Below are 12,233 nucleotides of genomic sequence, written 5' to 3' on the forward strand. Positions count from 1 at the left end.
TCCTTTTAAATCGTTCCTCTTAAAAAGGGAACCTATTTCATTTAATCTCTACTTTTTTAGCAGGATTTATAAAAAATCCTTAAAAAGTAGCAAAAACCTAAAGGGCTTTAAGAATAAACCCTATTCATGTTTATTTTCAAGTCTCACTCTAACAGCTTTTGCATGAGCCGTTAAACCTTCAGTATCTGCAAGTAATGCACAAGCTTCACCAAGTTCATCTATAGCATTTTTTGAAAAATTAATAATTGAACTTTTTTTCATAAAATTTTCCACATTTAATGGACTATAAAATTTAGCTGTACTTCCGGTTGGTAATGTATGATTAGGACCTGCTAAATAATCACCAATTGGCTCAGGAGTATTTTCACCTAGGAAAATTGCCCCTGCGTGTTTAATAAATGGTAATAATTCAAAGGCATTTTTAGTCATAACTTCTAAGTGCTCAGGCGCTATTTCATTCATTAATTTTATTGCTTCATTTATATCTGATGCTATAATAATGGCACCTCTATCTTCAATTGATTTTCTAGCAATCGTTTCTCTGCTTAAAGTTTTTAAGTAGTTTTCTACCTCATCACTTGTTTTATTCGCAATATTTTCACATGTTGTAATCATAATAGAACTAGCCATCTCATCATGCTCAGCTTGTGATAATAAATCAATAGCTAAATAGTGAGGTTTTGCCGTTTCATCTGCAAGAATTCCAATTTCACTTGGACCTGCAATCATATCAATATTTACTTCACCAAAAACAAGTTTTTTAGCAGTTGCTACAAAAATATTACCTGGACCTGTAATAACATCAACTTTTGGAATTGTTTGTGTTCCATAAGCCATTGCAGCAATTGCAGAAGCCCCACCTACTTTATAAGCTTTTTTTATTCCACAAAGGTGACAAGCTGCAAGTAAAAGTTCATTTACTTCATTATCAGGAGTTGGAGTACAAACAACTATTTCTTCAACGCCTGCCACGATTGCTGGAATTGCATTCATTAAAAGAGAGCTAGGATATGCAGCTTTTCCACCTGGAATATAAAGCCCTGCTCTATCAACTGCACTTACTTTTTGACCTAAAATAGTACCATTTGATTCAAAGTCTAACCATGATTTTGGAAGTTGTTTTTCATGATATTTTTTAATTCTATCATATGCGATATGTAAAGCATTTCTTAATTTCTCATCAATATTATCATATGCTTTTTTCATATCAGTAGGATCTATCATCAAATCTTCATCTGATTTAACTTCCCATTTATCAAACTTTTCTATATGTCTTTTTAAAGCTGTATTTCCCTCAACAACAATTTCATCAATAATATTCATAACAATAGAAGAAACACCCTTGATATCACTCTTAGCTCTAGCTAAAATTGTTTCAAATTGCTCATTAAAATTGTTATCTTTTGTATTTATAATTTTCATTTATATTTGTCCTAAAATCTCTTTTACAATATCTTTTAAATCTTTATTTTCAACATCAACAACTATTTTAGCAACTTTTTCATACTCTTTAGCTCTTGAATTATAAAGCTTAATTGCTTCTTCCATATTTTGTAAAAGTGGTCTTTTTTTTAGTTTATTTTCTGCATTTGGAGCAGCATTTATTCTGTCTAATATACCTTGAAACGATGATTTTAAATAAACAACCTTTCCTATTTTGTTTATATTTTCTTGCTTATAAAATCCACCACCTGTTGAAATAATAGTGTTACGAACACTTTTTTGCAACCACAATGCAGTTTTCTTTTCTAAAGCTCTAAAATATGGTTCACCCTCAATTTCAAAAATTTTTTTGATTTTTCTATTTTCCATACTTTCTATTAAATCATCAGTATCAATTGCCATCATATTAGATTTTTCAACTAATCCACGTGCAACTGTGCCTTTACCAACACCCATAAAACCTATTAATATTATATTGTTCTTTTTCATAGTTGAGGATTATATCTAAACTTATTTAAATTTTTATATATAAGTGTTTTCATTAGCTAAAATTAGGCTTTATTTTGCTATCATTTAAAATAATAACTAGATGAAGATAGGAAATATATGGCTTTAACAAGATTACTTTCAAATAGTAATAATTCAATAGATTATAATGTAACTTTACAAGAAATCCTAGATTTAATGATTAAAAATAAAACTAAGCATTTCGTATTATTAGATAATAATAAGCCCATTGGAATTATAACTGAAAGAGATATTTTGTTTTTATATGCTAAACATATTGATTTAAATTTAAAAGCGATTGACTATGCAAAAAAATGTTTAATAACAAGTAAAGTAAATAGAAAAATTAATTATATTTTAGGATTAATGTTAAATCACAGAATCAGAAGAGTTATAATAGTTGACACTCAAGGAGACTATTTAGGAACTATATTACAAGAAAAACTAATTTATGAATTTGAACAAGACATATTTAAAACCCATACAAAAGCAAAAGATTTAATAAGAAATAATTTAAAAGCTATATTTGTACAAAAAGAGGCAAATATTCAAGCAGCTATTGACATAATGAGTGAAAAATATATTGGTTCTATCCTAATATTTGATAAGGCTAAACCTATAGGTATATTGACTGAAAGTGATGTTATAAATCTTGCACAAAAACATGTTGACACTTCATTAAATATTCAAGAAGTTATGCATGGAAATATTATTTGTTTTGATTCTGAAGAATTATTATTTAAAGTTGTCGAAACAATGAAAAAAGAAGATATTAGGAGAGCTGTAATTTTTGATAAATTCAAAAAAGATTATTTTATAATCACTTCAAAAGACATCTTAAATAATATTAAAGGAAACTATAATTTATTTTTAGAATCAAAATTAAGAGATATAAAAAGTACTTTTAATTCCTTAAATGAAGCTGTAATTGAGATTTTTGATAATGAAGAAGAACAGATTATATATTGGTTTAATCAAAAAGCAAAAAAATTATTTAACTTAGCAATTGATGAAAATATCACAACTATTATACCTAAACATAAATGGAATGAAATTTATAAAAAAATTCTTACAAATGATTTTGGTGAAAATGAAATTTTAGAAATAAATGATGATGTTTTTCAATTAACAATTATGAATACAGTTTTACTTGATAACGCTATAATAAAACTATTATTTACAAATATAACTGAAATTGCCCATACAAATAAACAAATTGAAAATAAATTTAAATTTTTATATGAACAAGTTCCTTATCCTTATCAATCACTAAATGATAAAGGAATTATCACGAGTGTAAACAAGAAATGGACAGAAATAACAGGTTATACAAAAGATGAAGCAATTGGAGAAAAATTTAGTATTTTCACAGATGAAAGTTATGAAAAACTAAAAATTCTATTCAAAGCATTTATAAATACAAAAAAAGTTGAAAATGAAAGACTAAGAATAAAGAAGAAAAATGGAGAAATTATTTTAGCTGAATTCACAGGTAATATTTCAAATATAAATGGAGAATTAAAAACTCATTGTATTTTCAAAGATATAACAAGTGAAGAAAAAATTGAAAAAAAATTGAAATTATCAGATATTGTATTTGAAAATACAACTGAGGGAATTATAATTACAAACCATAAAAATGAAATTATTTCAATAAATAATGCATTTACAAAAATAACCGGTTATGAAAAAGAAGATATTCTTTATAAAAATCCTAAAATTTTAAGATCAGGAAAACATAATAAAGAATTTTATGAAAATTTATGGAAAGAATTATCACAAACAGGTCAATTTCAAGGTGAAGTTTGGAATAGAAAGAAAAATGGTGAAATATATCCTGAATGGTTAAATATTTCTATTGTAAAAGATTCTTCTGGAAATGTTTTAAATTATGTTGCAATTTTTTCTGATATTACAAAAATCAAAAAATCAAATGAAAAAATTGAATTTTTAGCTCATCATGATCCATTGACGAATTTACCAAATAGATTGCTTTTAAAAGCTAGACTTGATCAATCAATTGCTCATGCAAATCATGCAAAAGAAGTATTAGCTGTCTTTTTTATTGATATTGATAATTTTAAAATGATTAATGATACATATGGACACTCAATTGGTGATAAAATTATCAATCTTGTAGCAGCAAGATTACAAAAAAATCTAAGGGCTGATGACACTATTTCAAGAATTGGTGGAGATGAATTTATTATAGTTATTGAAAATATTGATAATATAAAAAATGTAGAAAAAATTGCTAATAAAATATTAGATGATTTTAAAGAACCTATAAAACTTCAAGAATATCTTTTTGATATTACAATTAGTATAGGTATATCTTTATTCCCAAATAATGGACTTGATACTGAAGATTTAATCAAAGAAGCTGATACCGCAATGTATAGTGCTAAAAATGCTGGTAGAAATCAATTTCAATTTTATAAAAATGAAATGACTAGTGAAATTTTTGAAAAAATCATTATGAAAAAAGAAATTTCTGATGCTCTAGAAAATGGCGATTTTGAAGTATATTATCAACCACAAATAAATATAAAAGAAAATAAAATTGTTGGATTAGAAGCTCTAATTAGATGGAATTATAAAAATAGTAAATTAGTTTTACCAAAAGAATTTATTTCATATGCAGAAGAAACAAAATTAATCCTTCCATTAGGAGAATTCGTATTAAAATCAGCTTGTTCATTTATTAAAAAACTTCAAAATTTAAATTTAATTCAAGATGCAGTAGTTGCTGTTAATATTTCTGGTGTTCAAATAAAAAACTCTGATATATTCAAACTTATAGTAAATAGTTTAAAAGAAGCAAATTTAGATGCAAGATATTTAGAAATTGAACTAACAGAAAGTTATATTATAGAAAATATTGAACAATCTCTTTTAACCTTAAATAAGCTAAAAGATTTAGGAGTTAAACTTGCAATTGATGATTTTGGGACAGGATATTCATCTTTAAGTTATTTAAAAAAGTTTCCAATTGATAAACTAAAAATTGATAAATCATTTATTGATGAATTACCAAATAATACAAAAGATGTTGCAATTGCAAGAACTATTATTGCTCTTGCAAAAGGATTAGAAATAAAAACTATTGCAGAAGGTGTTGAAATTCAAAAACAAAAAGAGTTTTTAGAGAAAGAAGAATGTGATGAAATTCAAGGTTGGTTCTATGCTAAAGCTTTAAGAGAAAATGATTTTATTGAGTTTGCAAGAAACTTTAAATAAAATCATACTTATTTTTATATCTTTCAAGCATAGAAATATTTCCCAATAATCCTCCTTGATGGATGTATAATATTTCAAAATCTTGTTTTTCAAAATTTTTTAGATATTTTTCAAGACAAATCCAAGCTAAGCTATCATATAAAAAATCAAACTCTATATTTGTTTGAGCTAAAAGTTCCTTATGAATTTCATAAAATTCTTTATATAATTTTCCAAAATGATATTTTTTCTCTCTTTTTATAATTATAGGATGATTCTCTTTTTCAAGCATATCAAACTGCTTTTTTAGATAATCTTCATCACCAACACAAGCACATGTTAATACTTCAAAGGGAAGATATTTTTGTAAATAAAGAGCTGTAGTTCCTGTACCACTGGGTAAAAAAATTTTTAGTTTCTCTATTTTATTTTCATTTGCCCAAGAGATAATCTCATTTGCTAATATTTCAAGACCAAAGCAAGCCTCTTTTACAGCACCACCTTCACTTATAAATAAAACATCTTTTTCAAAAGTTGTAGGAACTTCATCTTCTATAATATTCATTTTATTTTCTAAAGCAAATTTATAATTTCCACTTGGATTTTCTTTTAAAAAAGATGCAATATGATCTACATAATAATCAAATAATAAACCTTTGATTTTACATAATACAGATAAAGAGTACATTGCATTTGATTGAGCTGAGCCACAAGAAACTATTTTTTTTATATTAGGAAAATCATTTTTTAAGAAATAATAGAGTTTTCTAGCTTTATTTCCAGAAAAATCAATATTCAGTAAATCATCTCTTTTTACAAAATATTTTCTAGCATTAAAAGTAATTTGTTCAGTTGGGGAATTTATATAGTTCATAAAAAATTGTACCATCTATTAGCAAAAGTTTTGTACAATAACAAAAAAATATTGGGGTTTAAAATGGATTTAATGAGTTATATTGATAAAGGTGGAGCTATAGTTTATATTTTAATAGCATTAAATATAGTTGGCTTCACTATTATTTTATGGAAATTTTTTACACTTCCTAGAAAAAATGCGATGATAAATAAAATAAAAAATCGTGTAACTATAAATTCAACTATTTCATCTCAAATCGAATATGAAGTAAAAAAGTTAGAATCAGGTTTAACTATTATAAAAAATATTGCTACTGTTGCTCCTCTTTTAGGACTTTTGGGAACAGTAATTGGAGTTTATAAATCATTTGAAGCAATTACTCAAAATGGTTTAGGAGATCCAACTATTTTCTCAAATGGTATTGGAATAGCACTTATTACAACAATTGCTGGTTTAATTGTAGCAATTCCACATCAAATAGCTTATAATCATTTTATCTCTATGATTGATTCAATTGAATTAAAAGCTAAAAAAGAGTTAGTTGGGCAAGAATAATATGAAAAGAAGAGAATCCTTAGGATTAGACTTAACACCTGTAATAGATGTTGTTTTTATTCTTTTAATATTCTTTATAGTTACCTCTGTTTTTAAAAAAGAAGAGTTAGCACTAATATTAGATTTACCAACATCGAATGCAAAAGAGATGGAAATTCAAAAAGAACAAGTATTTATTGAGCTAAGCCAAGATAAACTTGCAATAAAAGGAATTGAAGTATCTTTTGAATCTTTAGAAGACAATCTAAAAGCTATTAAAGATAGAGAAAAGCCTGTCATTGTTAGAATTGATAAAAAAGTAGAGTATCAAAGAGTGGTAAAAGTTTTAGATTTATTACAAAAATATAACCTTTCAAATCTTGCTTTAGTAACAAATGAAGAGAAGAAATAAATAGGAATTTACGAAAATAATGAAAAAAATTCAATAAAAAAGTTTATTTTCTTTTTTTTGTGCTATAATAATCCCATTGAAAGATGGTTTAGGGTTCATCTATAGTTTATGTTTTTCTTGTAACGCTAGTTTTAAGTACACAATCAATCTAAAGAATTCTCAATTTTATATCTTCAACACTTTAGAAATGAAGTATATTTTAACAAAAAAGAAAAGGAGTTACAATGGCAACATTAGTAAACGGAACAGTAAAATGGTTTAATAGCGAAAAAGGTTATGGTTTTATCGAGCAAGATAACGGTGGAAAAGATGTATTCGTACACTACAGAAATATCAACAACACTGGTTATGGTAGAGTTTCATTAAATGACGGTCAAAAAGTTACTTTTGAAGTTGGTCAAGGTGAAAAAGGTCTTCAAGCAGAAAACGTAACAGCTTTATAATTTTAGCTTTACTATTTAAAAAAGGGAAAAGAGTTTTACTCTTTTCCCTTTTTTTTTACTCTATTTTTCTGATTTATCTAAAGAAGCATATTCTTCATCTGTAAAAATTCTTGATTTTGTAATAAATTGATAACCTATATCTATTTCTAGAGAAAATGAATTTCCAAATGCAGATTTTTCTTCTCTTACATCTATTGTAATAAATGAGTGTTTGAAGTATTCAAATTGATCTTTATCTATAAAAAACTCACATCCACAAATTTCACCTAATTTTACATTACGACTAGGAACATAAAAATCACCTTTTTCATAACACATGGGAGCTGTTCCATCACAACATCCGCCACTTTGGTTAAATACTAATTCACCATGTTCTTCTTTTAATCTTTCAATAACAACAGCTGCTGCAGGTGTTACGTCTACTCTTTTAATTGACATTTTAAAATCCTTTGTAATGCAAAAAACCCATAGAGGAGAACTTCTATGGGTTTTGTTATTGTTTTTAGATTAAATCCTAGAAGAAACCTAATTTATTTTTATTGTATGAAGTTAAAATATTTTTAGTATGTCTATATGAATTTAACATCATCATATGTGTTTCTCTTCCAATTCCTGATTTTTTGTATCCACCAAAAGAAGCATGTGAAGGATAAATATGGTAACAATTTACCCACACTCTTCCAGCTTCAATTCCTCTAGAAAATTTATGTAATTGGTGAGCATCCCTTGACCAAACACCTGAACCTAAACCATAAATTGTATCATTTGCAATCTCTAATGCTTCTTCTTCAGTTTTAAATGTAGTAACAGCAAGAACTGGTCCAAAAATTTCTTCTTGGAAAATTCTCATTTTATTATGACCTTTAAATAGTGTTGGTTCAATATAGTAACCGTTTGGATTAGTTTCTGAATTATGAACATTTCCACCAATTAATAGTTCAGCACCCTCTTCTTTACCAATTTTAATGTATTCAGTAATTTTCTCTTTTTGACTTAATGAACATTGAGCACCCATCATACAATCAGTATCTAAAGGATTCCCTAATTTAATAGCTTTAACTCGCTCAAGTACCCTTGCCATAAATGGCTCATAAATTGATTCTTGAATTAATGCACGTGACGGACAAGTACAAACTTCCCCTGAGTTAAATGCGAATAACACTAAACCTTCAATTGCTTTATCAAAGAATTCATCATCAGCATCCATAATTGATTCCATAAAGATGTTTGGTGATTTTCCACCAAGTTCTAATGTAGAAGGAATAATATTTTCAGTTGCATATTGCATAATTAATTGACCAGTTGTAGTTTCACCTGTAAATCCAACTTTTTTAACTAATGGATGAGTTGAAAGGAATTTACCAATTTTTCCACCTGCACCATTAATAATATTAATAACACCTTTTGGTAATACATCTTGTACTGCTTCCATTAATAATAAAATTGACATAGGAGTTGCAGATGCAGGCTTCATAACAACACAATTTCCAGCTGCTAATGCAGGTGCTAATTTCCATGCAGCCATTAATAAAGGAAAATTCCATGGAATAATTTGAGCAACAACACCATATGGTTCATGAATTTCTTGAGAAATCGTATTTTCATCTAAATCTGAAACTGTTCCAGATTCTGCTCTAATTACTGATGCAAAATATCTAAAATGATCAACAACTAAAGGAACGTCAGCATTTAAAGTTTCTCTAATTGCTTTTCCATTATCTAAAGTTTCTGCAATTGCAAGTTTTTCCAAATTTGCTTCTATTGCATCAGCCATTTTATTCAATAAATTACTTCTTTCAACAACTGAAGTGTGTTTAAAAGATTGAAATGCTTTATCAGCAGCAAAAATTGCAGCTTCAACATCTGCTTCATTTGATCTTGGTATTCTTGTTAAAACTTCACCATCAACAGGTGAAATGTTATCAAAATACTCACCACTTGTAGGAGCTACCCATTCTCCACCGATGAAGTTCTCATATTGAGATTTGTATTGAGGTTTACTGTAAATCATTTTATTATCCTTTTTTATTTGTTTTGTTTTGGAAAAAGTGTTAAGTTTATAAACTTATCTTTTCGCTTGATGAAATTCTACATGAGATTTATAGCGTGAATAAAGCCCTTGTATAGCGTGAATATAGCGGTGATAAGATTTGTTACAAATTCCCTTGTTTTCGTACTTTTAAAGAGTTTTTTTTCTTTGATTTTTTTGAAATATCTGCTACAATTTTTTTATGAAAACATATAATTATACACTTAACAATAAATCTTTAGCTTCATTAATTGATTTTTCACTTTTTGAGAAAGAAAAAAATATTTTAATTCAAATATTTTGTGGAGAAAAAAAAGAAGTATTAGAAAAGATATTAAAAGAGATCACAAATAAACTGCCACAAGCTGTTTGTATTGGCTCATCAACAGATGGAGAAATCAATAATGCTCAAATTACTATATTAAAAACAGTAATTTCAATTTCTACTTTTGAAAAAACAACTTTAAAAACAACATATATAAAAGAAAAAAATTCTTTTAAAAATGGTGCTTTACTTGCAAGTGAATTATGTGGTGAAAATACAAAGTTATTGCTAACCTTTACAGATGGTGATACAACAAATGGTGAAGAGTTTTTAAATGGTATTGCATCTATTGATGGAAATATCTTAGTTTCAGGTGGAATGGCTGGAGATAATGCCCACTTTACACAAACATTTATTTCATCTCAAAATAATATATTAACCCAAGGATCAGTTGGGGTTTCTTTTAATTCCGATGTTTTAAAAGTATATAATGCTTACAATTTCAACTGGTCGCCAATAGGAATTGAACATGAAATTGAAGAAGTTGAAGGAAATAGAGTGTACAAGATTTCAGGATTAACTCCATTAGATTTTTATGAAAAATACTTAGGATCACATGTGGCTAGAACTCTTCCTGCAACCGGAATTGAGTTTCCTTTAATTGTACAAAAAAATAATATTCCATTGGCTCGTGCTGTTATTGCAAAACATGAAGATGGAAGTCTTAGTTTTGCAGGAAACTTATATAAAGGAGATATTGTTAAATTAGGCTTTGGAAATGTTGAGCTTATGATGAATAATCCTCTAAAGTCTTTATTTAATAAAAGTAAAATCAAAAACACTGAATCATTTTTTATTTATGCATGTATGGCAAGAAGAAGATATATGCCAAATTTAATTGATATTGAAATCAATCCTTTTTCACAAATTGCTACAACTTCTGGATTTTTCACATATGGTGAATTCTATCATCATCATAATCATAATGAATTATTAAACCAAACATTAACAGTTTTGTCTCTTAGTGAAAAAGAAATTGAAATTGAAGATAATGATAGTGACAACGAAGTAGAAGACACAACTCTTAGTGATCATGCAATAAGTTTACAAGCCCTTACTCATTTAATTCAACAATCTTCTGAAGATTATAATAAACAATCAAAAGAGTTAGAAATTAAAAATACTTACGCACAAAATTTAATAACTTCACAAAAACAGTTTTTAAAATATGCAATCCATGAAACTAACACTCCATTATCAGTAATAATGGGAAATATTGATATGTTTGAAATAAAATATGGTAAAAATCCATATTTATCAAATATAGAAGTTGCAATGAAAAATATATTTAGTATTTATGATGATTTATCTTATTTAGTAAAAAGAGATCAAGTAAAACAAACTAGCCACAAAATTAATTTAGTTGAATATATAAAAAGTAGAATAGATTTTTTTACACAAACTGCATTAAAATTTAAAGTAGAATTTAATTTTATTTCAAATTATGAAGATATATTTATAGATTTCAATGAAATAAAACTTCAAAGAATAGTTGATAATAATCTAACAAATGCAATTAAATATACTTTAGCAAATGAAAGAATATATGTTATTTTAAAAAAGACAAATGAAAATTGTGATTTTTTAATAGAAAGTCGTTCTGCTCAAATATTAGATCCTCAAAAAATATTCGAAGAGTACTATAGAGAAGAGGTTTCAAAGGATGGATTTGGACTTGGATTAAATTTAGTAAAAAGAATATGTAGTGAAGAAAATGTTGGAATAAAACTAGAATCAGGTGAAAATTGGGCTTCATTTACATATACATTTAAAGGAATATTATGAAAATTTTATTAGTTGAAGATGATATTATGTTAAATGAGATGATATGGGAATATATTACATCAACAGGACATCTAATCAAAAGTGAAAAAAATGGGAAAGATGCTTTAGAAGTTTTAGAAAAAGAAAAATTTGATCTACTAATTTTAGATATTAATCTTCCTGATATTGATGGTTTTACAATTTTAGAAAAACTTCATGAGCAAAAAAGAATGATTCCTACTATTTATATCTCAGCTTTAATTGATATAGAAGATATTTCAAGAGCTTTTGATTTAGGATGTTTTGATTATTTGAAAAAACCTTTTCATCTAAAAGAATTAACTCTTAGAATTAATAAGATTTTAAAAACAAGAATAGTTCCTCAAACCCATAAAAGATTATCAAAACATTATAGTTTTGATTCTGAAAACATGACACTTTTATACAATAATGAACCTCATATTTTGCCTAAACGACAACTTCAAATAATCGAGCTTTTAGCACTTAATAGAAGTTTAGTTGTTCAATATGATATGTTTAGAGACTATGTTTGGAATGATGATTATATTGATAATGCGACCATTAGAGCCGAAGTAAATAGAGTAAAAACAGTATTAAAAGAAGACTTTATAAAAAATATTCGAGGAAGTGGATATATGATTGAAAGACCTGAATAAGCAAAACTATTATAAAATCTTTTT

11 protein-coding genes are annotated in these 12,233 nt (G+C 26.6%); 6 read left to right on the forward strand and 5 right to left on the reverse strand.

Annotated elements, in window-relative coordinates:
- Positions 1–120: 120 nt before the first annotated feature.
- Both hisD and ABVS04_RS00550 read right to left on the reverse strand, forming a co-directional pair.
- Positions 121–1,422: a histidinol dehydrogenase gene (gene hisD, locus ABVS04_RS00545; protein ID WP_368028698.1), complete on the reverse strand. Its 1,302-nt coding sequence runs from the start codon at positions 1,420–1,422 to the stop codon at positions 121–123.
- On the reverse strand, positions 1,423–1,932 hold the full coding sequence (locus tag ABVS04_RS00550) for a shikimate kinase (protein ID WP_368028699.1): 510 nt from the start codon (positions 1,930–1,932) through the stop codon (positions 1,423–1,425). It lies immediately after the preceding gene.
- A gap of 117 nt (positions 1,933–2,049) precedes the next feature.
- Between ABVS04_RS00550 and ABVS04_RS00555 the strand changes: the two genes are divergently transcribed.
- Positions 2,050–5,190: an EAL domain-containing protein gene (locus ABVS04_RS00555; protein WP_368028700.1), complete on the forward strand. Its 3,141-nt coding sequence runs from the start codon at positions 2,050–2,052 to the stop codon at positions 5,188–5,190.
- Here the strand turns inward: ABVS04_RS00555 and ABVS04_RS00560 are convergent.
- A complete protein-coding gene (locus ABVS04_RS00560; protein ID WP_368028701.1) occupies positions 5,183–6,043 on the reverse strand; it encodes a 1-aminocyclopropane-1-carboxylate deaminase in 861 nt (286 codons plus the stop codon). The genes ABVS04_RS00555 and ABVS04_RS00560 overlap by 8 nt on opposite strands.
- A gap of 63 nt (positions 6,044–6,106) precedes the next feature.
- On the opposite strand from ABVS04_RS00560, the gene ABVS04_RS00565 reads away from it, so the two are divergent.
- The 3 genes from ABVS04_RS00565 (at position 6,107) to ABVS04_RS00575 (ending at position 7,414) form a co-directional block, all read left to right on the forward strand.
- Positions 6,107–6,580, forward strand: a complete 474-nt coding sequence (locus ABVS04_RS00565; protein ID WP_368028702.1) for a MotA/TolQ/ExbB proton channel family protein — start codon at positions 6,107–6,109, stop codon at positions 6,578–6,580.
- 1 nt (position 6,581) lies between these two features.
- The gene (locus tag ABVS04_RS00570) at positions 6,582–6,971 is read left to right on the forward strand and encodes an ExbD/TolR family protein (protein WP_368028703.1); all 390 of its coding nucleotides are present in this window, start codon (positions 6,582–6,584) and stop codon (positions 6,969–6,971) included.
- 224 nt (positions 6,972–7,195) lie between these two features.
- Positions 7,196–7,414: a cold-shock protein gene (locus ABVS04_RS00575; RefSeq protein ID WP_172124872.1), complete on the forward strand. Its 219-nt coding sequence runs from the start codon at positions 7,196–7,198 to the stop codon at positions 7,412–7,414.
- Between the two features lie 60 nt (positions 7,415–7,474).
- Here the strand turns inward: ABVS04_RS00575 and ABVS04_RS00580 are convergent, their stop codons facing one another.
- Both ABVS04_RS00580 and ABVS04_RS00585 read right to left on the reverse strand, forming a co-directional pair.
- Positions 7,475–7,852, reverse strand: a complete 378-nt coding sequence (locus ABVS04_RS00580) for a DUF779 domain-containing protein (protein WP_368028704.1) — start codon at positions 7,850–7,852, stop codon at positions 7,475–7,477.
- Positions 7,853–7,928: 76 nt separating this feature from the next.
- Positions 7,929–9,425, reverse strand: a complete 1,497-nt coding sequence (locus ABVS04_RS00585) for an aldehyde dehydrogenase family protein (protein WP_368028705.1) — start codon at positions 9,423–9,425, stop codon at positions 7,929–7,931.
- A 220-nt stretch (positions 9,426–9,645) separates the two neighbouring features.
- On the opposite strand from ABVS04_RS00585, the gene ABVS04_RS00590 reads away from it, so the two are divergent.
- Both ABVS04_RS00590 and ABVS04_RS00595 read left to right on the forward strand, forming a co-directional pair.
- Positions 9,646–11,553 carry an FIST N-terminal domain-containing protein gene (locus ABVS04_RS00590; protein WP_368028706.1) on the forward strand — a complete coding sequence of 636 codons (1,908 nt, stop codon included), beginning with the start codon at positions 9,646–9,648 and terminating at the stop codon, positions 11,551–11,553.
- Complete coding sequence (locus ABVS04_RS00595; protein WP_368028707.1) at positions 11,550–12,209, forward strand: response regulator transcription factor; 660 nt, start codon at positions 11,550–11,552, stop codon at positions 12,207–12,209. Before ABVS04_RS00590 ends, ABVS04_RS00595 begins: the two co-directional genes overlap by 4 nt.
- Positions 12,210–12,233: the final 24 nt, after the last annotated feature.

The organism is Arcobacter sp. s6, assembly GCF_040884245.1.
Classification (GTDB): Bacteria; Campylobacterota; Campylobacteria; order Campylobacterales; family Arcobacteraceae; genus Aliarcobacter.